The sequence below is a fragment of the Paenibacillus sp. J22P169 genome (assembly GCF_059691995.1).
Genome location: NZ_JCAUAO010000004.1, coordinates 140,946 through 164,996, shown reverse-complemented (window position 1 = coordinate 164,996; position 24,051 = coordinate 140,946). Strand labels below are relative to the sequence as shown.

13 protein-coding genes are annotated in these 24,051 nt (G+C 47.1%); 2 read left to right on the top strand and 11 right to left on the bottom strand.

Going from position 1 to position 24,051, the window contains the following annotated elements; translation table 11 throughout:
• Position 1 precedes the first annotated feature (1 nt).
• From AC58QG_RS20925 to AC58QG_RS20895, 7 genes are all read right to left on the bottom strand, one after another.
• The gene (locus tag AC58QG_RS20925) at positions 2-994 is read right to left on the bottom strand and encodes an ABC transporter permease (protein WP_497364361.1); all 993 of its coding nucleotides are present in this window, start codon (positions 992-994) and stop codon (positions 2-4) included.
• A gap of 202 nt (positions 995-1,196) precedes the next feature.
• Positions 1,197-3,494 carry an AraC family transcriptional regulator gene (locus AC58QG_RS20920; protein WP_497364063.1) on the bottom strand — a complete coding sequence of 766 codons (2,298 nt, stop codon included), beginning with the start codon at positions 3,492-3,494 and terminating at the stop codon, positions 1,197-1,199.
• 153 nt (positions 3,495-3,647) lie between these two features.
• Complete coding sequence (locus AC58QG_RS20915; protein WP_497364062.1) at positions 3,648-7,574, bottom strand: polysaccharide lyase family 8 super-sandwich domain-containing protein; 3,927 nt, start codon at positions 7,572-7,574, stop codon at positions 3,648-3,650.
• A 242-nt stretch (positions 7,575-7,816) separates the two neighbouring features.
• On the bottom strand, positions 7,817-9,265 hold the full coding sequence (locus AC58QG_RS20910) for an alpha-L-fucosidase (protein ID WP_497364061.1): 1,449 nt from the start codon (positions 9,263-9,265) through the stop codon (positions 7,817-7,819).
• Between the two features lie 217 nt (positions 9,266-9,482).
• A complete protein-coding gene (locus AC58QG_RS20905; protein WP_497364060.1) occupies positions 9,483-10,580 on the bottom strand; it encodes a mandelate racemase/muconate lactonizing enzyme family protein in 1,098 nt (365 codons plus the stop codon).
• Positions 10,581-10,606: 26 nt separating this feature from the next.
• Positions 10,607-11,368, bottom strand: coding sequence for an SDR family NAD(P)-dependent oxidoreductase (locus tag AC58QG_RS20900; protein ID WP_497364059.1), 762 nt, complete (start codon positions 11,366-11,368; stop codon positions 10,607-10,609).
• An 18-nt stretch (positions 11,369-11,386) separates the two neighbouring features.
• A complete protein-coding gene (locus tag AC58QG_RS20895; protein ID WP_497364058.1) occupies positions 11,387-12,052 on the bottom strand; it encodes a GntR family transcriptional regulator in 666 nt (221 codons plus the stop codon).
• 162 nt (positions 12,053-12,214) lie between these two features.
• Between AC58QG_RS20895 and AC58QG_RS20890 the strand changes: the two genes are divergently transcribed.
• Positions 12,215-12,805 carry a TetR/AcrR family transcriptional regulator gene (locus tag AC58QG_RS20890; protein ID WP_497364057.1) on the top strand — a complete coding sequence of 197 codons (591 nt, stop codon included), beginning with the start codon at positions 12,215-12,217 and terminating at the stop codon, positions 12,803-12,805.
• Positions 12,806-12,868: 63 nt separating this feature from the next.
• A complete protein-coding gene (locus tag AC58QG_RS20885) occupies positions 12,869-14,269 on the top strand; it encodes an MFS transporter (protein WP_497364056.1) in 1,401 nt (466 codons plus the stop codon).
• 155 nt (positions 14,270-14,424) lie between these two features.
• Here the strand turns inward: AC58QG_RS20885 and AC58QG_RS20880 are convergent, their stop codons facing one another.
• The 4 genes from AC58QG_RS20880 to AC58QG_RS20865 form a co-directional block, all read right to left on the bottom strand.
• The gene (locus AC58QG_RS20880; protein WP_497364055.1) at positions 14,425-16,113 is read right to left on the bottom strand and encodes a hypothetical protein; all 1,689 of its coding nucleotides are present in this window, start codon (positions 16,111-16,113) and stop codon (positions 14,425-14,427) included.
• Positions 16,114-16,152: 39 nt separating this feature from the next.
• The gene (locus tag AC58QG_RS20875) at positions 16,153-18,270 is read right to left on the bottom strand and encodes a phage tail protein (protein ID WP_497364054.1); all 2,118 of its coding nucleotides are present in this window, start codon (positions 18,268-18,270) and stop codon (positions 16,153-16,155) included.
• A gap of 395 nt (positions 18,271-18,665) precedes the next feature.
• Positions 18,666-20,906, bottom strand: a complete 2,241-nt coding sequence (locus AC58QG_RS20870) for a putative baseplate assembly protein (RefSeq protein ID WP_497364053.1) — start codon at positions 20,904-20,906, stop codon at positions 18,666-18,668.
• Positions 20,907-20,937: 31 nt separating this feature from the next.
• On the bottom strand, positions 20,938-24,012 hold the full coding sequence (locus AC58QG_RS20865) for a baseplate J/gp47 family protein (protein WP_497364052.1): 3,075 nt from the start codon (positions 24,010-24,012) through the stop codon (positions 20,938-20,940).
• Positions 24,013-24,051 lie beyond the last annotated feature (39 nt).

Sequence of the window (24,051 nt, the reverse complement as noted above, 5' to 3'; positions counted from 1 at the left end):
ATTAGTAGAGTCCCTCCTCCCCGAACTTCTTGGCTACACGGTTTGCAGTGACAACCAGTATGAGTCCTACAACTGATTTGAACAATCCAGCAACGGTTGCATAGCTGAACCGACCTTGTTGAATACCAACGCGATAAGCATAGGTATCAAATACGTCTGCCACCTGCGATACAGGTCCGCTTGCCATTAGGAAAATTTGTTCAAAACCTACATCCATCACTTGACCTAAACGTAGGATTAACAAAACAATAATCGTGCTTTTGATGCCGGGAATCGTTACATTCCTCATCTGCTGCCATCTTGTTGCGCCGTCAATTTGCGCTGCTTCATATAGCTCTGAGTTAATCCCAGCAAGAGCAGCTAGAAAGATAATGGTTCCCCATCCCGCTTCTTTCCAGATACTTTGAGCCGTGAGCAAAGCCCAGAAATAATTAGGCTCCGTCAAGAATTCAATCTTGTGCCCGCCGAATTCGACGATTAACTGATTAATGATCCCGCTGCTTTGACCTAGGATCAGGAAGCAAATACCGACGATGATAACCCAAGATAAGAAATGCGGTAAATAGATCACCGTTTGTACGATTTTCTTAAAAGGTAAACTCTTCACCTCATTCAGCAGCAGTGACACCACAATGGGAATGGGAAAGAAAAACACGATATTCAGAAGTGAGATCGCCATCGTATTTCGAAACAACAGCATAAAATCGGGATTCGTGAAAAACTCACGAAAGTATTTCAAACCAACCCATTCGCTATCCCAAAAACCTAAATAGGGAGAGTAGTTTTTAAATGCTAACAGCAATCCCCATAACGGCACATACTTGAATATGAGGAAAAATAGTAATCCTGGCGCAGCCAATAGATACAGATATTTGTCACGCTTCAGCGCGACCTGCCACTCGTGTACCCATGATTTCTTAGATGTCTTTCTTTCTTCTAGTCCACTCGGGATCACTTTCTGAAACTGTTCCACCTGACTATGTGACAATGTCATCACCTCTCATTAATACGATTGCATCTCGTTGTTTTGCTTGAAACGATCGTACCTGATCGTAAGTCATAGGGACAATGACCAATTCTTATTCACGCTATTCTCGAAAGGCAAAAAAAGAGAAACCCCATACCTACGGGGTTTCTCTTCATCATTTTCTCATTTTTCGCTTCATAATGAATCAATAAAACAATTTTTGGGCATTCTAATTTTCCTCATCTGATCCTCGAAATTGCCCTGGCGTTACGCCCATATGCTTTTTAAATACCCGAATAAAGTTTTTCATCTGGTACCCCACTCGCTCAGCAACATCTGAAACCGACAAATCCGTGGTACGCAGCAACTCGATGGACTTCTCAATCCTTACCTTGGTCAAATATTCAATAAAAGAGAGATCCTTTTTCTTTTTGAAAAGCTTGCTTAAATATTGTGGACTCAACCCGCAAATTTGTGCACATTGATCCAGCGACAAATCAAAATGATAGTTCTCCTCCATATACCGAACAACTTTCGCAATTAACTGCTCATGCTCCTGATGCTGCTTGCCATGCACATAAGCAACAATAGGCTCTACCAATTGTTCTTTAAACCAAGCGTTCAGTTCGAATGTCGTGCTGATATTGCGGATATGGAGGTATGGATCCTCATTCGATTCTCCAAATAATTGAGCGGTATCCAATCCGAGCACGTAGGCTGTGCGAATCGCAGCGGTTAGCAGTCGATAATACGACATTTGAATGAGCTCAGGCTTCTGGATAGCAGCGCCCATCGATTTCGCAAACTCATCCATCATCCTGACGGCTTCATCACGATCGCCAAGCTGTAATGAATTCTCAAAATGCGTCTCGATCTCCAAAGGATATCGATAATGCAAGTCCGAATGACTTTTACCACTCGTATGGGCTATGACTTGATTGCCGCCAACAATGATACGAGAGCGGACTGCAAGCAGCGCCTCCTCGTACAGTTCAGGCAACTCGCCAATTTGCTCACTTTTTCCACTTAGCCCAATCGTAACCTGCAAATGCAAATAGTCGGAAACAAGCAGCCGCAATCTCTCGGCAAATTGTTTGATGTCTGACTCTTCGTCTTCCGCTTGTAGTGGATCCCTATACAGCCAAACAGCAACCTGATCATTCAGCAGATTGATGCCTATTCCTTCCATCCCATGGGATTGTAAAAGTTCACTCGCAATATTTTTCACAGCAAAGACGATTAACTCACGGTCATTTTCTTGAAAACGCACCTTGCCTTCCGACTGCAAATCGAAGGCGATCACGATGACGATGCTTTCCTTATCCGCAGGTACGTTATACCTCCGAAGCATAGCCGCTAGCTGATCCTCGGAATAATAGAGAAATCGCCCCTGCAAGAGCTGTAGAGCAAAGATTTCACGAATAAGCGGCAACTGGTCACTCAGCTGCTGCTGCATGTCATTAGCCGTATTACTGAGTTCCGCCCATCGTTTATGTACAAAGCCCACTTCATCGGTTTCCACTTCATCCGTTTGGCCATCTTTGACATAAGCGACAAGATTCTGAATAGGGCGATATACACGACGTGTTCCCCAAAGCGTTATAACTGCACCGAACACCAAGCATATGAGAACTATGACCAGTGTGATTAATTTAATCCCATTTGACTTGGCATTCAGTTGATCGATCGGAACCATATTGATATATTGCCACTTGTTAAAAGAAGATGTAATAGGGGTTACCATATAGTCAGTTCCCTTGACGGCGAACTGGAAACGCTGTTCTGAACCCTTATGGGCAACTCGATCAAATAAACCTTGAGGAACCTCACTCCCACCCATTGAGGTAACAAGAGCTCCCTTTTCGTCCAAGATGAACATTTGTTCACCTTTGTAGCTGATAAAACGTTTCATAATATTTTGGAACAGCTCTTCATTAATACGTATAAACATGAGCCCGATGGGCTGTTTACCAAGCAATGGCAATTTGGCAATTAACGTAACACCATTGTCGTTATATCCTGGTATTAAAGGGTATGGCCCGCTGACCCATTTGAGCTGATCATCAGAGGCGAGCTCCTTAAGAAGCTCTTCGCGTTCCCCCGTGCCTTCAATTCTCCTCCCTCCAAAAATGGGAGATATCAAGTATCCTTCATCCGGTACATATACGGCAACATCGCTAGCTTCTTTATTCCCATTCATGAGCGCAGATAATTCACGTGAAATCCCCGAGTAGAAACCGGTGTAATTCGTGCTCTTCAATTCCACCAAATTGGAGCTGAAAAATGTACCCAGCAACATTTGGATCGCATTGTTTTGCAGGCGATCTACCGTGGAATCGATGGTCGAGGATACGTTATTTAAGATCCGAACATTCGATTGATTCACTTCACTTTGTACAGCAGATGCTGAATATAAATAACTCCCAATCCCAACAACGAGAACGGGAATAATGGCAGCAAACAATGAGAGAGTCACCATATTACGGAAGATTGTTTTGCGTCGAAAAAAACGCTTCCAGAAATTCACAAGTATTTTGCGCAGGTCAATCACCTCATCAATTGAATAATGAGCATTTTAATCGGTTATTCCTATAAAATCAAGTCTTTAGAAAATATAGATGACCCGACTTCGTCTATCAGACAAAGTCGGGTCGCATTTGTTCGAACGAACTTGTTAATCTTATGACTTTAAAAAGGCAATAGCGTTTAACAGCCTATCCGCAAATGCTGCGTCAATCTTTTTACTTGATTGCGCACGGATGTGATTTTCCAGCGCATTGAATACATTTTTTACTTGTGTTTGATTCAAATGCTCTTGAAGAGCATCAATCATGACCAGCAAGCTGTTATATACGCCTTGGTTGGTAATCCAACCTTGCTGGTACGCATACCGTACCAATTCATCCAAGTGATCTGAGTCCATCACTACTTTTAGCGTATAGGCGATTCTTGTTTCGTTCCCTGCCATATCCGTTGCCGTAACAACTACGGGATGATCGCCAATTGTCAGACTTAAAGGACTGAACGTGTACGGGAGGCTTACTTCACTACCGTTCAATTGAAGCGACTTCCCTGCTATTCCACTTACAGGATCAGAAATATCAAAATTCAAGCTGCCGCCAGCCGTCCAGTATACAACCATTGAAACAGTTGGAGCGATGACGGGATCCGTTGCATCGATTTTGACAATCGCTGTTCGGACCGACTCTTGATTGCCGGCATTGTCGACGCTATAATATTGGATTTCATGTACGCCATCTTCCGCAATTGTAACCGAGTTCCCTTCCGTAAACGTGGTATTGTCTAGTCTGTAGAACGTCTTCTGCACGCCGCTGCCCTCGTCGTTTGCAGTTAATGTCACTGTCTGGGCATTTCGCTGCCAATCTGCCTTTGCGTTATCTGTCGTACTCGGAGCTGTCGTATCCTTCTTGAAGGTTACGACATGCGTTTTGCCTACTGAACCTGCTACGTTAATCTGGAGCTTTAACGTCGGCAATGTTTGTACAATCGTAACCGTATCATCGCTGCGTACAAGCGATAATGCAGCTTTGTTCAGCTCAAGCACAATCGTGCTTTGCTTTTGTGTTGGATCGGATACGGCAATGCTTAACTCGGATTCGTTTTCCTTTACCATGACAGAAGAAGGATTTAGTGCTGTAATAAAATCAACAGTACCTGAATTCCAGAAATTCGCAGCCGTAATACCAAGCTTCTTCTCCCTAACCGCATGTACGTCCGTCGTATTGCTTAATACTTCAACATCAGGCGCATTGCTATAAAGCGCGGTAGCCTGGGTGTCTTTATGCGGCAACATTACATACGAATACGAAGCATTCGAAGGCGTAGCCCCGTGTTCAAATGCCAGACTCATATAATTCCGAGTGATTGGGGTCGCCGATTGACCGCTGTTAATGTCACTCCATTTGCCGGTTCTTGCTTCGCGCAGTCCATAAACGTTTGTCGTCTCTGGGAAATAATAGCCAATGTCAGTCCCCGGCATATTTCCAGCCAAATGAGCCCACTTGACGTTCTCCATCGTTTCCGACCAACCGAGCTGACTTGACTTAGCAGCTCCATTCACGGTGAGTACATTATTCCCCGCATCACTCAACTTGCGGTTATCAATAATCGTTTCTACAGGCTGCGGTCCGGCTTTGCTGCTCGAGATGCCTGCGCCCAATGCGACGATTTCATCATCGAACATAAACCACGACTTTTTGCCTTGCAGGTCGCTTCCAGTTACCTTTGCCAAGGAAAAGTCCATGCCTGAAGCACCGTAAAGCCCATCGATCGTCGATCCTCCCACCCACTCTTTCGAGTTCATGTACGAGGTCCATTCACCCGGCGTCACACCTTTGCCTGAGCCGTTTGTTGTCGTACCTGGCAAACGAAACGAATCTACAGTCGGCCAGAAATCATTGCGATACTGGTTAAGATCTTGATCGTAAAGGTACGTCATACCAATCCCCGTATACCAACCTTTTAAATTCTCGTTATTGCCCTTTTCAAACGCTGAGATACGATTGGAGAACATGCTGATTCCGAAACCGTACCCCTCACGCAAATGGACAACTCGATCCATACCTGCAAACACCTGGTTTTTGATCAATTCACCTCTAGGCTGAATCGAGGCATCATTTAAGAGATTTTTCACAAGACTTAATTCGTAAGTAGATAGTCCATCAAAATAATTGCTATATGTCGTATCTGACAAAATCCACTCCCTGGCCATCCGTTTAATGGATAACGCCACATCTGTTGGCGCACCTTCAGCTAAGCGAAGCAACGTTGTAATCGTGCCTCTGGCACTTCCCGATCCTTGCCTCGACATGCCTCTGCCATTGACCATATCCATGTAGAGTCCTTTATAAATCACCGGCTCAAACGTATCTGTCACCCATTGGTAAACGTTATTAACACTGGGATCTGTTACCGGCCAAGGGGATCCATTCAACAAGAACGTCATATCTGCGGCACGGCTTAGCCAAACTGCTCCGTATCCCGCCGTATACGCAATATTGGTATGTTGAACAAGAGAACCGTCTTCATAAACACCGTCCCCATGGTCGGCGTAAACAAATTCTGGCCCCATCGCATCGCGTCCTTGAATAATCTTTGCACTGTTTTGTCCGATCACACCCCGAACCGTTGCAACTAATGCTTTATCAAGCAGATTAGCCCCCGTCATTTTGACTCCTTTGACACCAAGAACGGAGCCAAATTTCGGATCTGGACAAAATTTATCAATTGGCTTTATAAACTTGATGATCTGCCCTTGAGTCAATTGCCCGTACATGAGCACGATGAGATCGTTTAATGTTTGCGGGATACCAATCTCCCAGTCCCACCAATTGCCATATGGACTCTTGTTTTCGTTATAGCGGTTTGTATACATCCATTCCATAGCACTCACAATATCATCTCGCAGCGAAGTGCTCTGATACAAGGGAGTCCCAGGCATGGAATAGGCTAATGCCATTGTTTTTAAACGAGCATAAGCCGTGCTAATCTGGCTTGAATCGGTTGTGCTCGTCATATCGCTCCATAAATTCGGTCGATTACCAGCTTTATTCAACCGATCCCAGAGGCCAGTTTGAGCTGCATTTGATACACTATCTGCTAGTTTAGTTAGGTTGGCAGCCATATCCGGATCAGCAGGATTGAACAGAGCACCTCCCGTTAATTTATCGTACCATTTCTGCCGAAGCGCACTGTACGATGCTGCCATTTCTGCTGATTCAACGTTTATTGTACATTGAGTAGAAATCGTTCCATCTGGTGTCGCAACTGTAATTGTTGCAGTCCCTACCCCTACGGCCGTCACTTTTCCATTGCTGTCCACTGTGACTGCATCCGGATTGCTTGAAGTCCACATCACAGTTCTGTCCACTGCGTTCGTCGGAGTGAGAATTGGTGTGAGCGTAGTCGTTGTATCCTTTGTCAGTGACATCGCGGTTGGATCCAAAGCAATCCCTGTAATTCCGTTATATTCCTCCAGATTCACTTCATCGAACCATACTTTCCCCAGACCTGTCTCCAGAAATGGTTCGATCACTAACTTGGTTGCATTCGTTGGTATCGTCATAAAAACCTGCTGCATCGTCCAATCGTTCGTACCTAACAATTTCGGGGATGCGGGTCCGTCTCCAACTTTGCTTGTGTTATAAAATTGCGTTCTGAAGTATGCTCCCGTTCCCGTAACATTCTCCGTTTTTAACCACATTTTCAATCTGTACGATTTCCCCCCGGTCACCGTTGTTACCGTCTGATTAATCGAGACTCTGCTGGTTGCAAATGCATCAATAAAAACGGACTTACTCCCTTCATGGACTGTCGTTGAATCCAGCGTTACATTTACAGTTTTGTTTGGCGCCTTCCCGCTTCCTGTCGGGATCCATAGCCCCCAACCCACGGGAGCATTTACGCTGCTCCAATTCGCATCCGTGGCCGTGGCCGCTTGTTCGAAGCTTCCATTGGTCATCAAATTCACCGCTGCGGCTTCCGCCTGATTGGTTGCGCTTTCAAAAAATGGAACAGTTGAGGCAACCAGACTTAAAAGCAAATTAGCAGCTAACAGCATACTCACTTTCTTTTTGATCTTCTTCATGAATTCATCCTCCCGATCACATTCTAGCCATCATAGAAACTATCAAACAACTCCATTTCCTGCTCTTGTTGCCTTACACATATCCGATCGTACTCGACCGCCTCGTCCCTGACAATGACCAATTATTGCAGCGAAAATCGTCGGAGACCAAAAAAAGAGAACCCCATTCTTATGGGGTTCTCCATCCGCTTCATGCACATTTTTTAACGCATGATATACCTGCATAACAATTTATGGGCATTCTAAGTTGCACAATCTACTCCCCTAGATTCACTGCAATACACACCGAAACTGCTTAATGTAGGATTAATACGTGATTCGGTCACTTTCAATTGAATGTATCTCGCGTTCGTCTGTTTGAAGCTGCAGATCTTCTTATACCCAACAACTGTGCCTGCATAAAGGCTTACCCACTCATCGCCTTGTTTGTAGGCCAATTGAAACCGTTCAATTCGTTGTCCTAATTGAATATATTCCTTCAATACAACGCGGTCAAAAGTCGTTTCTTTGCCAAGATCGATCACAAGCTCGACTTGCTCGATTCCTTTCTGAGGACACCAATGCGTATCGGACCGACCATCTGTTAGGTGCCCAGCATCAACATTTGTATCCCTTGTATGGGAAGCCCACACATTCGCTCCTACAGCCAGATCCTGTCCGTAGGTAGCACGAAGCCATTCTCCCAATTCACGCAAATTACGTGCGTCTGTCTCATGAATAAGCCCACGTTGGTCAGGTGGAATGTTCAGCAATAGTGCGCTGTTTCCGCCTACAGTACTCTCATACAGATCAATCAATTCATTGACAGTTTTCACCTTACCATCGTCAACAGGATCATAGAACCACTGGGGTCTGATCGATACATCCACCTCTGCTGGGTACCAGATCATACTATTTGCTTCCGCCAAGATAGCACGGCTTCCCAAATCTTCTGTATCTGCATTAATTTTTTGTGAAAAAGCACTATCATCCTCCTGTTGCGATTCGGATTGAATCTCCTCAATATTCCTCCGAGCAGCAGGCACTACACTCCATTCCGATTCGCGTGTATGACCGGCTTCATTACCGCACCAACGAACATCTGGTCCGCAAATATTGATAACAGCCTCAGGCTGCAGCTCACGAATAATCCGATACGTCGTTTCCCAGTCATATTCCTGCACTTTACCATTACTGCCTTCGCCGCATGCCCCATCAAACCATACACAAAATATCTCGCCATAGTTCGTAAGCAGTTCTCTTAATTGATTCTGGAAATAGGTATTGTATCTTGGCGAATCACCATAGGTGGGTTCGTGACGATCCCATGGCGATAAATAAACACCAAATTTCAAACCCTGTTCACGACAAGCTTCGGCTACATCACGGACAACATCGCCTTGCCCATCCTGCCATGAGCTAGATTTAACCGAATGGTCGGTATAAACGCTTGGCCAGAGGCAAAATCCATCATGATGCTTACAGGTCAAAATGATGCCTGTCATTCCAGCTAATTGGCATGACTCTACCCATTGAGCAGGATTATATTCCGTAGGGTGAAACAATTGAGGATCCTCGTTTCCATCCCCCCATTGCCTCCCCGAAAATGTATTCATACCAAAATGTATAAAAGCATAGAACTCCATCTCTTGCCAGGCTAATTGGCGTGGAGTGGGAACGATCTTCACTGCCTCTGCTATAGAAACTGCCATCTCTATATTGCTCCTCACTCTTAATAAATTTCGACTCTCTATGTTAGATGAACCGATCGTACCTGAACCCTGACCTACGGACAATGAACAATTCTTAACCACGATTTACATTTAGGCAAAAAAAGAGAAACCCCGCAGCAACGGGATTTCTCCTACCATCTTCCACTTATTTTTCTTGAGAATGAAGCGAAGGAACAATATTTGTGCATTGGAAGCCTTAGCGAATCCGATATTCCTCAAAATATCTGGGAAGAATCGTTGTCGAAGCCCCCGGCATCTGAGGTAACTCATAGTGCCCATCTTTGACAGTTGCTGGTTCTTCGAAGATATGTCTAATCCACGGAATATACTCCAGCATAATCGCGCTTGGCGTAGCAGCTACAAGATGCTGATGAATTTGACCCATATCACCTACGTGCGGACAGATTGGCACATCATAAGATGCCGCTAAGCCGGCTACTTGCAACCACTCGGTAATCCCACCTACGCGGGTTACGTCAACTTGGCAATATTCAATAGCACCTTGGTGAATATAATCACGGAAAGCGTATTTGTTATAGACATGCTCCCCTAATGCGATCGGAACGTTGAGCTCGTCAGCGAGCTTTTTATGTCCCATAATATCATCTGGATTTAGCGGCTCTTCTAACCAAAAGAGATCGAATTCTTCCAGCTTTTTGCCCCAAGTCATCGCCGTGCTGATATTCCATTGTTGATTCACATCGATCATGAAAATCACATCATCACCGATCGCTTTTCTCACGGCCTTACAGCGAGCGTAATCTTCACGCGGATCTGGCTTTCCGACTTTAATTTTGACCCCGGTAAAGCCTGATTCCACAATCTCTGTTACATCCTTCAGTAAACGATCTTGCGACCAGTTCAACCAGCCCCCATTGGTGTTATAAGCTTTGATGGGTTTGGTTTTCGCTCCGCCTAAGTACTGCCAAAGCGGCTTATTAGAGGCTTTCGCCATGATGTCCCATAGGGCAATATCAACAGCAGCAAGCGCCATGTGCGTTACGCCAGCTCGACCGATCCAGTGCATTTTGCCAAAACGCATCTCTTCCCAGAGCGCTCTTACCATAAACGGGTCTTTACCAACCAGTAGAGGCGCATAGTATTTATCAATCGTATCCACGATCATATCGTCGCCATGGGCACAAGTCCCTGTGTATCCATATCCGACAAAGCCTTCATCGGTAAAAATACGAACGCCTGCTAATCCCCAGTGTGTAGCTACATTGATAGCGTCTGTAATCGGTGGTGTAATCGGTACGTGTAGAACAAAGCTCTCTACTTTCGTGATTTTCATGTAGGCCATCTCCTTTATATTACGTATTAGTAACCAAGTGAAGCGCCGCCATCGACGGGAAGTGCCACACCTGTAACGAAACCGGATTGTGAGCTTGCTAAGTATAAGGCTGCTTGCGCAATTTCTTCCGAAGTTGCCGGCCGGCCAATGGGATGCATCTCATTCAAAACCTGAATCATAGCGATAGGGTCGTCTTGATCCTGAATCCACTGCTGAAGCAATGGTGTAGAAACCCCTGCGGGACAAATACAATTGACGCGGATGCCAGCTGGGGCATAGTCGATTGCAAGCGCTTTCGTAAATGCTATGACGCCACCTTTGGTTGCTGCATACACGGGATTCATCTTCTGCCCTATCAAGCCGTTGAGGGAAGCCATGTTCACGATCGTACCGCGACTTTCTTTTAAATGAGGGAGCGCATACTTGATCATGAGGAACACACTTTTTAAGTTAATGTGATGGAGACGATCCCACTCCTCTTCCTCAACATCTTCAAGGAACTTGGGTAAAATGACAGCCGCATTATTGACGAGCACATCTAAATGCTCAAATTTCTGCATGGTTTCATGGATAAGTGTCTGCACATCTACACTTCTTGACACATCTGTTTTCCAAGCTGCAACGTGATGTCCAGCGTGCGTCAACTCATTCATCAATCGAACGGCCTCTTGTTCGTTCCAATCCGCAATCATCACGTTTGCACCCTGAGCGGCAAATAAACGAACGATCGCTTCACCAATTCCCGAACCTCCGCCAGTTACAATGACTGTTTTACCTGCTAGTATCATGTACATTGCCTCCATTCTTTAGAGAATAAACCCGCGGGTTCGAAGATGTGATTGATTTAAATGCTTCAGCAAAGCTTCCTCCGCCATCACGGTATCCCTTGCCACTAACCCTCTAACAACTAACATGTGTTCATCCCATTCTTCTTGCAGCAAATGCTGTTCCATCCCCTTGTGAAAAAGTGACGAGTAGCGTTGGATGCGATCAATATACACATGAATCAGGTTCTTTAATGAGAGGTTATTACAATATTCGAGGATCAAACCGTGCAAGCTCTGGTTCATCTCAGCGATTAGTTTGATTTTCTCCTCATCCTCGGTGGGATGACTTGTCGACCATGTCTTCATTTCCTGTTCCAAATGAGCTAGCTTTTCGTCTGGAATTTGCGGCAGCGCCTTGCGAATCGCTAACGATTCCAGCTCCTTACGAATTTCAAACATTTCGTCCAACTCTTGCAAGGAAATCTGGGCCACGTACATACCCTTAAAAGGAACTGTATACACGAGTTCTTCCGCCATTAGACGAGAGAGTGCTTCACGAATCGGAATATTACTGACCTCAAGATCCCGCGCTAACTGATCAATATTAATCTTTTCACCTGAAGGTATCTCATGATTAAGGATTTGTTCCTTTAATAACGTATAAATTTCATCGGTCAAAACATAACGGCTTAAGCCTTTTTTCATTGCAATCACCTTTTCTTTCGTCTCATATCATAAATCATACACGATTTATGATTATTAATAAATAGCAAATTTCAATTTAAGGAACAACCATTGACATTCTTGACGAACCCGCCTATCATAAATGTCAGTGAGTACTGACATTTTGTTCGGAAGAGGGATACTATGGACGGCAGCAAGCTGGGAAGCAGCGATAAACTACTATTAGCAGCACTCCATTTAATCGCCGAAAAAGGTTATAACGGCGTAACCACGCTGGAAATCGCCACCGCGGCTGGCCTCAGCGAGAAGACATTGTTCCGCCATTTTGGCAGCAAACAGAAGCTCCTCGAAGCGGCTTTCGACCGCTATCATTATGCCGAAGAGATGAAGAAGCTGTTTGCCGAGAAGATCGTCTGGGATTTGGAGACGGATCTACTTCTCGTTACCACGACCTATCACGAGATTATGAATCGGAATCGGAAAATGATTCAAATCTCTCTCAAAGAAGATGAAGGTCAGCTGCCCGGCTTTCGTGCACGAACTCAGAAGCACCCCCAGCAGCTCCTTGAGATTTTGACCAACTATTTCATCGACATGTCTGCGAAGAGGAAAATCGTCACAACGAATCCCGAGCTGCATGCCATCACTTTTATTATGATGCATTTCGGAGCCTTTATGAACGATCTCGATGCTCAGAAAAGCTATCCCGGCATTACCTTAGCCCCCTTCATTCAAGAGAGTGTTAAATTGTTTGCTAGGGCTTTACGGCCCTAGTTTTTTTCTCGCCTATATGTCAGTAAGTACTGACAGTCATTTTTTATAAGGATGTGAAATTCAATGAAAACGAAAGCACCGCTTCAAGTTGGCGACAAATTGATGCGTATATTAATGATCACGATGACCTTTTCCATGATGAGCGGCGTTATGTTCAACATCGCTCTCCCGAAGATAAGCCAGGAGTTCGCCCTGACGATTAGCCAAGTAAGTTGGCTTTCTTCGGCTTACATTTTAATTTATGCCATAGGTTCAGTCACTTATGGAAAGCTCGCTGATCGTTACAGGTTAAAAGATTTAGTTACCTTCGGACTCCTCTTATTCGCACTAGGCTCCGTAATCGGACTGACTTCACATACATTTGGCATGGCGCTCGTCGGGCGATGCTTACAAGCCACTGGTGCCGCGGTCATTCCCGCGATTTCGATGATCATACCCCTGCGTTATTTTGCGCCGGAACGAAGAGGTGCTGCCCTCGGCATGACCGCGGTCGGCCTCGCTTTCGGTAATGCGCTTGGTCCCGTTATCGCCGCATTGATCATCAGCACGCTCCACTGGCGCTGGTTATTCGCTGTGCCTCTGCTAGTCTTGGCGGCGCTCCCCTTATACCGCAAATATTTAGGAAATGAGTCTGTTGGTACAGCTGGCAAATTCGATTGGCTTGGCGGTGTCCTATTAGCCATCACCATCGCCTTGCTCCTGCTAGGCGTGACGACTAACATCTTGCTTATACTCCCTGCACTGCTCGCTTTAGGCTTATTCATTGCCCGTATTTGTACTGCGGGAGAGCCTTTTATTGCACCGAAGCTATTTCAAAATCGTAAGTACACGCTCGGGCTCACCATCTCGTTCCTGGTCAGCGGCACCTGCTGCTCGCTCTATGTGCTCAGCCCGCTCCTGCTATCCGATGTTCAGCAGCTGCCTTCGATGTGGATCGGCTTCGCTATGGTGCCTGCCGCAGTCGCATCTGCCTTATTTGGACGCAAAGGCGGTAAGCTTGCCGACGCTAAAGGCAACACCTACGTCGTATACATCGCATCCAGCTTGTTAGTTGCCTGCTTCATTCTGCTGTCGACGTTCACAACGAGCTCACCGCTGCTTATCGCGCTTTTTCTATTGTTGGGTAACGTCGGCCAATCGTTCATCACCATAGCCGTCTCTAACTCGATTTCTAGGACCTTGCCTACAGACCAGGTCGGCGTCGGGATGGGCATGATGTCCATGGCCAACTTCATCGGGCAAGGCATCGCCATCTCCATTTACGGAAAATTAGTCGATCTGGGATCGGCAGTCATTCCGAACTGGAATCCGCTGTTTACCAGTGTAACTGGCTTTATTTTTAGCAATATGTATTTCGTTCTGGCGGGTTCGCAGCTTGTTATTTTGGGTCTGTACTATGTTTCGTTTGGCAGACAGAAACGTAGAATGAACGCCACCAAAGCACGTGTTTTATCGAATATTTAGATCTTATCGACATAGTTCGACAAAATACAATGAAGCTATAACTGGCCTGACTTACCTAATTAAAGGGGAAATGGACTAGTCCAATAAAATGAACAAAAAGACCGTCCTGAACATTCCAAAATGTTCAAGGACGGTCTTATTTTATTTATCACGATTTACTCCGCGTCACTACCCGCCGAAGCCGCTTCCCGCATCGCGGACAGCGCTTCGTCCAAGGAGTCTCCGCTTCCGCCACTTCCTTGCACCGCGCGCGTCATCTCCGCACTATATGCCCACCAGCGAACGCGCACGTTGCTTTGCTCTCCTGATTGCTGCACTTTTACTCCGATACGGAACGTACCCTTCTGAGGATACGCAATTGTGCCAATCTTCACCTCAGGTGCATCCGGCTCAAACTCACTGCCTTTGAACACGTCAGAAGAGCCGCCATACACACGATCGCCGCTGGAAAGAATATCAGAGAAGGAGTCTCCGCTTCGCTCTTCTAAGCTCGTGATGATCAATACATTCCCCTCGCCGAGTCCGTGTACAATCTCTCCTGAATAGAAGCTCTTCATTGCTCGCCCGAAAGGAGACACAGCAATCTTCGTGAAAGGATCAATCGGGATGTCGACATATCCGCTTACAATGCCTGCAATTCCGCTGCCACCGCCAGCTGGAATACCCAAATCAAAAGACAACTCGCTGATCAAGGGATTGTAATTGACGTTTAGCTCTGGCTTTTGCCCTGGTGCCAACGTTTTTACCTTGGATTTCGTTACGAATTGCCCCGCTGTTTCTTCCCGATATTGAGCAGCTTGCCCGAGTCGGTACATCACAGACGTATTGTAGACATACTCACCGAACGGTACTTGCTCAACACTTTCGATCACATAAGTCGGTCCGACTTGGATCAAGCATATTTTGGCCAAATATATACATGGTTCCGATGGCGCCTCTAAAGATGCTTCCAAGGATTGCTTCACGAAATCCGACATTAACCGCTCTTTCACCGCTTCGGTTACAATGCTAATCTCACCAATGGATTGTGCTTGCAGCTCCAGTTGTCTATCATCCAACATCAATGCCGCAGTACCCGCTTGCACACCGACTGTCGCTTTCAAAGAAGCTGTACTATCCGCGCGAAGCAGCACTTTCATTTCATATTCGCTCTCTTGCGCATCCTGCGGCTCTTGGAACACGATCTTCGTCCCATTGATCGCTTCTACACGATGAGCATCCAGCTCATACTGGAAGGACAATCGTCCTGCTTTCAACGTTTTCTCGAAGCGTAGCGTCATCTCGAACAACTGCCCGGGATTCACATACCGCGGAGTTGTTTGAAGGACGCGCACTTGCTTATCCTGATACAGCACAATTGTCTGATCTGACAAAGTAGCCAGCGGCAGCGAAGCTGGGTCTGGCGCGTCCTCACGAATGAACAGACGATAACTTTCCAACACACGATTATAATCATTAATTTCGTCCGAACGGACGGAAGAGTTCGCTACGGCGTGAACCGGTTCTTTTTCCTTTTCATCATAGGCAATACACAAGTAAACGTTCTTGGCGTACTGGTTATTACTGAATCCATCCATCATAGACAGCTTCATCGTCATCGGAGATGGTACGACGATTTCACGTCCAAGGGCATCGATAGCGGCACCCATTTCGACCGAAACGGACTTCTCATCCACGGCTACAACCTGCAAACCTGTTAGAACGCCGGAACCATGCAGGAGTCGGTTCATCATTCTGCGTTTATCATTGAAATACTTTTGCTCGGACTCGAAATCTCTGACCGTCAGCAGCTTCCCATAGAAATACCGATTGCGTTCAAACGGGTAATAACGTGATTTTTTCATAACGCTCCCCTCACCTTCTCTGACTCTATTCATTTACATTTATTCGATTTCGGAATCTAGTCCCAAGCGCGTATGTATATCCATCCGTTTATCACGATCCACATCAATCAGCACGGTATTATAAGGCATCGATGAGCGCTGATCGAGGGTCAATAAGGTTGGCTCAGATAAGTACGTATTAATACCTAGATAAGTATGCATATCCGCATACATCCAAGGCTGCAGCACAATCAGTTTGCCTTCCGTGTAGGCTGGCTTCTGATCTTCGATAATGTGTTCAATAATCAAGCGCTGTTCGTCCGTACGTACACTTTCTGGTTTGAGCAGTACGCAGAACGTATACGGATTATCGCCATACAACTGGGTAAAAAGCTGCCGCAGCTCCGACGTCTCTTGCATTTGCTTAAATTGAAAATATTCGAGTATGAATGGCTCTGCACCTGTGTAAATCTGGAGCATATTCATCAAGCCTTCGCGCGTACCCCGCAACTTGTATAGCTCTGGCGCACGCTTAATTAGCTCTCTCAGCTTCTTCTCGCCCCAAGCCTCATGCTCCGTAATCGCCAGCCAACCGCCTAACCACTCCAAATACGGTCCCGACACAGCATCCGGGTCAAAATGACCCGAAATCCGATCAATCGTATCCTCCATATCGTCAAAAAACGTAGAAAACATTGCTAGAAAACGCTCCAAGAAAGGGCTATGCTCCTCATCCTGCTGGTACATCGGTGGTAAATACGCAATCAACGAAGTACGTGGATAATACACTCTCAGTTTTCGAATGAAAGGTGATTTCTGCTCACTGCCGACTAGCTCGATCTTGAACCAGAGATAACGACCCTTCGCATGCATCAGAAGCGCATCCTTCGGATTCAGAATCGGTTCTGACCATAGGTCGCGCGTCGCTCTTAGCTTTTCTTTTACCGAGATATCCGGATCTGTGAAATAGTTAGTGAGATTAACGTAATCCCCATCCACCATACCTTCACTTTCATCCGAGGCAAAATAGGAAAACCGAATCTGCGTCTCCTCTGGAATGTCCGCTTCTAGCCGGATTTTGTGCCACGTCGTCTCCGTCTCCGTCGTATCTAAATCAGCAGAGAAGTAAACCGCCTCTGGTAATTGGGTATCCTCCAGCAGCATCGTTCGGGCGCGCAGATCTAGCAGGCTAATCTGACCACTCATCCGATCAAACACATACAGGCGATTGCGCCCATCCTGCACTAATTTATCCGTTCTTCCTCGGAAGCCCGTTACCTTATCCAAGGGATCGCCATTGCCGCGATATTTTAAAATAAACCGCTCCGTCACACCTTCTTGCTGCGCATAACCGCTATCCCCTATATAGAGATTATGATTCGTATCAATGGAAATTCCGGCAAATCGGCCCTCTTGCTCCAACTGGAAATGAAACGGCTCTCGTCCATCTTCGTGGAACACCGTCACCGTACGCAGCTGATTATCCAGCAGGGCTATGGTGCCGTCTGTCGCCGCAGTAAAATAGCGCCCCTGCAGCTTCGAAATCGGAATCGCCTCTGCCATACGATGTGCCTCATGCTCATACACACGTATCACCTCACCGGCTGAGTTCCATTGTATAATGCCAATCCTACCGTCCTTCGGGACTTCGGGACTTCCATTCATACCAACCGTAATATCCAAAGGAACCGCTATATACAGCGTATTCGCAGCTTGTAGTTTCGTATTCAAGGAGAGCGGATATAAACTCAAACCTTCCCAGTCTTGGATCGCCCACATGGTCTGGCCGTTTGAGATGGAGTAGACAGCAAGTCTTCTCTCTATTCCCTCACTCGCATCCGCGATTACGAGCAGATCCGACATGGATGCCAGCATCGCTTGCGAGCTGAATAATTCGTGGCCTTGACGAAACAACAACTCTCTGTGGCGGCTTTCATCATCATAAATCCACACATTCGCTGACTCATCCAACAAGATCAGCTTCCGCCCAGGTCCCACCGTCATCTCGTAAATCAGAGGTATCCCTTCTAGCTCATCCGTGCGAACGATGCGATGAATGCTGTACTTCTCCGTCTGCTGAATCGAAAATCCCTGCTCCAGCATATGAATATTAGCTTCAAAGCCCTCTTCCCAATCCATCCTCTTGTTCAAAGAAAAAAACGTCTGTCCATCCTGCATCGTTCGTCACCTCGTTTCTAAATGCTACTTCTATTTCTATTTCTATTTCTACTTCTACTTCTACTTCTACTTCTACTTCTACTTCTACAACCTTTATGACAACTTACCGACGATCTCAATCACCATTCCAGCAAAACTGCCACGTCTCCGCTGCATTCCGACTTTCCTCCGGCGCACGAAACACATTTAAATGGATTTTATGTAGCTATTTTTGTTGATTCTCTCCATCTCGAAAAAATAGATGTATTTCCTACAGTTAATTTCCGTCGTAATCCGATATACCGCCAACTCTGCTCATATTAACTGTACATTTTCCATCTATTCACTCAATTTCAAATATCTCAGCAAAAATAACTGGATGTTTTCCATGTAATTGTCAGCAGGTCACGCCGCGCCTACAAATCCGTCTGACTGATCGTTTCGATCTCATGATTGCCGGAGTAGACCAACGCATACGGCGGGATATGAATATCCCCAGCGCCATCCTTGTGAAAGCCTGTACCTTCGGCATCCAGCCAAATGTCCTGCACATACACGACACCTTTAATGCGGGAAATGACGCCGTAAATATCTCCCTTATACACAGTCCGCCCAAAACGCCAACCTTCCGCTCCTTGCCCGTGATCCATTGGTTGAAGCAAATTTTTGAGCTCGAGCGCGATGCGCCGCTGTTCGTTCTTATATTTCGGCTCCATCACCACGACGGCGTGTACCGTAATCTTGATATACTCTGCTGGAATGACATGCAGCTCCGTTGTCAAAAGCCGATGCCGATCCAGATGCAGCTTGATCGTCTGCAAGAAGCCCTTGCCAGCCTTCGGCTTGTCGCTCTCGCTGTAAGGCACAACCACCACGGTCATCTGCGCCGGCGCCGATACCCGCGGAAAATCCCGCATCCCCGGCTTATACAGCGGGATCGCCTTCACCCGCGCGACGCGGAGCCCCGGCGCCGCCTTCGCGATCGCCTCGTAGTCCTCGGCGGTCACCGCGCGCGTCGGCGCAGCCAGCTCGCGCTGCACGCGCAGCTTCGCTTGCGCGAGCGTCTCCGCCTCCAGGCCGCCACGCGCCGGGAACGGATTCGTCACGCTCACGCCTGGCTCCGCCGTGGAGCCCAAGCCCGTCACGAGGCCGTCCTTCACGTTGCCTCGCACACCACCGCCCGCCTGCAAGACCATGAACCGAATGTTCGGTTCCCCGGACTTGCGCGGCACCAGCCCCGCTTCGTTATTCCCGAAGCGGATCGTGCCTGCAGCGGCGTCGTAGACATAGTGCCGATCTGTTGACTTCGAGTTATCGAAGTCATCCACGGCCGTCCAGTCGTCCCAGACGACGCTGTCTTCGCCACGCGGACGGTAGCCCACCTGCAGCAGCATGCTGCTAGGTTTATACACGCGTCCGCGGCTAATCTCGAAGGTCTGCCCAGGCAGACCTTTGCTGCCTCCCACAAATCGGCTGTAATCAAACTCAGCCGAGTAAGCAACAAGCCGCACCCGCTGCGCACCTTGCGGCGGGATGCTGCCGTGCACTCCGTCGCCGAAGCGAAGACGGGTCGTCCGACGGGCCGAATCCTGCTGCAGCTCGCAGCAAAGATCATCAGGCCCGCAAGCACTTAAGTCAGCGACGGTGTGCCAGTCGCGCCAACGGCCCTGCTCGTCCAGCACCTGCACGGTGTGCAGACCATGGTAAGCAAGATAGGAGCTAACCTCGAATCTCTGATTCGGCTCACCCGAGCTACTAAAAGCCGTAACCTCGCTGAAGGTTTCTTGCTCCACAGCCTTCACCGTATTAAGCGTGATCTTCTCCATTTTGGGAGCCAACTCGTAACCGTCCTCCACCAGTGTACAGCAGATCCAGTACCGACTACGGTCATCCGCAGGATACAGGGACAGCGGCTTCATTTCCGAGGCAATACTGAACTTGAGCTCTCCACTTTGCAATAGATGAACCGTAGTATCGCTCTTTGGCTCAATCGGCAGCCAGCTCTCCGACTGTCCATCCGCGCCAGCACCTGAGAATGACCATGCGACTTTGGCCGATGAAATCATTGGTGCCGTTTGCTCTCCATGATGACTCACAGTCACGGGGTAACGGTCAAATAGATTAAAATAGATCGAAATTTCCGTGTCCATTGGCAATGCTCGGTCAAAACCAAGATACAGATGCGCACCCTTGCGCGCCTCTGACCCAAAGGCATAGTACGCAATTTTGGCTTGATTGTTCGAGGTATAATCGGCTGCAGCCGTTTCTGTACGGACTAGCACTTTCTCCAAAGACGCAGGAACCAGCTGTACGGTCCCCTGCGTCTCAAAACGCAGATCCATCGCTGACAGCGGTGTCCCTTTAGGGAGCACAAGCTGCTGCGAAGCGCCAGTAAACGTCACGTCACAAACTGCGGACACCGCATCACGTGGACGAATCCCAAGCAGCTTCAGAAACTTGCGTTCACTGCGCTCCGTCACCCGATTTAAATAATATTGCTGCATCTCTGTCATCCATGACATCAGCTCTAGCAGCGTAATCCCAGGATCATGCTCATTCTCATCTGTCCATTCTGGAAATAGCTTCGGAATCGACTTCCGCGCCTCCATCACCATTTGTTCGAACATACGATCATCTAAATTGGGAATTGGCAGCACTTGTGCTCACCTCCTTAACGTTTTCGTTAGATTACAATACGTTCACAACGACCTTGTGCTTTCCACTCACAATAATGCTATGCGGCAACGACGGCAGACGATTGACATCCAGCTCCACACGTTCGCCGTCTTCGATTTTGTAGACAGTCATGTAGAGCTTCTCGACATGGCTAATCGCCCGAATTGATTTTAACAACGCGTAAAAAACGGAAGGATGAATTTGTTGACCGATCGCCCAACCCTTATTATCAAAATTCCCCGTTAACGGATCAAGGAATCGATTTAATTTCTCTAAAGCTTGAATTTCCGTCTGAACGACGGCATCCATCCCTTCTACAGCTACAACCGCTGAGACTGAGATTTCCATATACACTGGCTCAATGACCTGCAAGCGTTCAGGGAAAGCAACCAAACTGGAGGCACGTCCAAGAATGAATCGTTCGACTTGCTTTTTCAACTCTGGGAACGTCGAACTGCCCTGTTGGCCTTCTTTTGGCAAAATAACAAGCGTCATCGCTCCGATTTCTTTCTGCATATACGCATTCCGATTCGGAATACACGTTACCTTCGCGATATTCGGATAGGCTTCTCTAGCCAGCCACTCGTAGTCTTTGGAAGAAACAGCTCGGTTACGATGCTTCAACAGCTCCGGCCCCCGTACTAGCGCAGACTCCAGCTTCTCCGCCTGACAGCCGCCTGATGCGGGCTCCGGGTTATAAACCTCACCGACAAAAGCAATCGAATCCTGCATCTGATTGATCTGACGAGCGGCGACATTACCAATTTTCCCCATTGTCACTTGATACGTGACCTTCAATTGCTCTAAACCGCCCTTCGGCGGGTGCATCCCATGAACACCATCTCCAACGCGTATGCGTCCGAATGTATGATCAATGAGATAATGACGATCCCGATTACCCGATAGAGTCAAATCACGAACAGCCGTCCATCGGACCCACACCTGCAGAATGTTGCCCTCCGAATCGCGACGGATATCCATCAGCGGTGTCCCGGATAGCTCATACTCTGAAATCTCCTCTTCTGTTACGAACTCGGTTTCATCCACCCAAACTTCTTCGGATACGATTCCTTGTCGGCTAAGCTGGTATTCCGTTTCTTCCAGTCCTTTTACATCGGGAACTTCACCTGTAATGGTCTCCTGCTGGAGGACATGGACCGTATTCATATAGACGCCCTGAATGGTCGGAATCTGTACACGCTCTGTTACATCATCGTAGATATCATCCCGATTCGTAGCTCTAATCCAGTAGCCATCCTGACCGAATAGCGATACAGCTGCAAAATCTGATGGACCCACGAACTGCACCGTTCCGCTTTGCGTCAGGCCATTCGTTTCATCCATAACCTTGAGTGCAACCCACTCAGGTGAGGTTCCCGGGAGCAAGCCTGCTCGTAAATACTCCCACTCTAGCATAGGAACGTCATGCTCCGAGAATCGCTGCTGTTTAATAGAAACGAATATGGAGATGGGACCTTTCACCGGTGGTGTATCAAATGAAAAACATAAGGCTGGATGACTTCCCTCCAGTGGCTGAAAAGGCTCGAAACCGCCTAGTAATTGACGGCTGTGCTTAGTCCGTTCTTCGTAGACTGTATTATTAAAAGCTAAGCAGCGTTCTGCTTGGTAAAGGCGATCCTCATACCGATACGTTAAGGCTACTTCGTCTATCCAAGGTGACAAATACAAGGCCTGTGCAATATATGCATTTTCGATATGTAAGATCCTCGCTCTGATCCAGCGATTCTCATTTCCGTTCACATAAGTAGGTTGTAGGTCAGAAGGACATTTGAAATGAATCTCCTTATGAACCTTTTGTTCCAAAGGGTAGTAGAATAGCTTCTCGGCATCCTTGCCTACATCCAGCCTCACCCAGGTTGCACCATTCCAATACTCCCAAGCCACTTGAAGAACTGTTACATGCACCACGGGTGCTTTATCGAACTTGTTCTTCTTCATCACCATTTTCCAATCAATGGGATTCAATTGCTCCGCCCCAAAACGATTCTCAATCGCTTGCAGTCCGAAGCTCAGCTTAATATCCCCGTCGGTTTTCGTAAACACTTCCTGACTTCCAATATAAAAGGAGCCATACAGGGCGAATTGATCTCCGAATGGGTAAAACCCAGACGGATCTGCATCAATATCATTGTAGAACATTTGATCAGGCGGGATGCCGCCGGTATCAAGTGTATCCACATAGTCTGTTTTGAATGAGATATGATCCATAGATAGCCTGCTGTCAGCGAGCGTTTTACGACCCGATATATGTGGCTTTAATCGACATTGAATCCAGCGACCCTGAAAGCCATTCACTTCTTTAAGGGCTAGTTCTTCATGGACATTTTTGAGCAAAACAATCCGATTACCCTTCGCCTCAATAGCGTCGAACGGCCGCCAACCATTCGCTGTTGCATATAGCCACTCGGTAAGGTCGGGATCTGCCAACTGACTGCACATCCCAAACTCCTCAAACCGTTTCGTCGAATTACGGAATTCGATTTCAATCCGTGCCGGATGGATGACGGTGAAAAGTGAGCTGTGCTCCAAATAAAGCGCATGCTCCTGTAAATTATCGCCATCCTGCAGACGGAACAACTTCTTCGGCATCGCATAGCCTTGACGGCTAGCGACTAAGAACTCATCAGCGATTCGTACAATAATGTCCTGCTTGCGACTCGTCACATAGATGCTTGTTAGGACAGCTGGGGTTAACAGCGCACTGCGTGCCGTTTCATATAGAACCGTATCTGCTTCGACTGCAGCGGCAATTTGTGTGCCTGCCGATATATACACCGATTCTTTCGTTCCTTCATTCAGCGCGAATGTCAGATAACCGCTGGCCGGTCTGGCCGGTAGCAACGTGACATCAAACATATTCAGAAACGAGATCAGATTCTTCGTAGGCACCCGATTTAATCGCTTAATATTGTCATGAAACATATCGGCGAACATGAGAAATAACGCAGAACCTGGATCAGGGTTCTCAGGTGTAAATCGCCACTCTGGCGTATAATACGGCGCCATTTCCTTCATTTGTGCGATCAGGTCAGGTATGTCTCTGGGATCAATTTTGGGAGGTTGCACAGCTCCACCTCCTCTCTGCACGTATCGTCATCGCTTCCG

Coding starts and splice junctions, on each gene's coding strand:
- AC58QG_RS20900 (WP_497364059.1), bottom strand. CDS start 11,368: ATGATACTAGCAGGTAAAACAGTCATTGTAACTGGCGGAGGTTCGGGA.
- AC58QG_RS20895 (WP_497364058.1), bottom strand. CDS start 12,052: ATGAAAAAAGGCTTAAGCCGTTATGTTTTGACCGATGAAATTTATACG.
- AC58QG_RS20890 (WP_497364057.1), top strand. CDS start 12,215: ATGGACGGCAGCAAGCTGGGAAGCAGCGATAAACTACTATTAGCAGCA.
- AC58QG_RS20925 (WP_497364361.1), bottom strand. CDS start 994: ATGACATTGTCACATAGTCAGGTGGAACAGTTTCAGAAAGTGATCCCG.
- AC58QG_RS20915 (WP_497364062.1), bottom strand. CDS start 7,574: ATGAAGAAGATCAAAAAGAAAGTGAGTATGCTGTTAGCTGCTAATTTG.
- AC58QG_RS20885 (WP_497364056.1), top strand. CDS start 12,869: ATGAAAACGAAAGCACCGCTTCAAGTTGGCGACAAATTGATGCGTATA.
- AC58QG_RS20905 (WP_497364060.1), bottom strand. CDS start 10,580: ATGAAAATCACGAAAGTAGAGAGCTTTGTTCTACACGTACCGATTACA.
- AC58QG_RS20910 (WP_497364061.1), bottom strand. CDS start 9,265: ATGGCAGTTTCTATAGCAGAGGCAGTGAAGATCGTTCCCACTCCACGC.
- AC58QG_RS20875 (WP_497364054.1), bottom strand. CDS start 18,270: ATGCAGGATGGACAGACGTTTTTTTCTTTGAACAAGAGGATGGATTGG.
- AC58QG_RS20880 (WP_497364055.1), bottom strand. CDS start 16,113: ATGAAAAAATCACGTTATTACCCGTTTGAACGCAATCGGTATTTCTAT.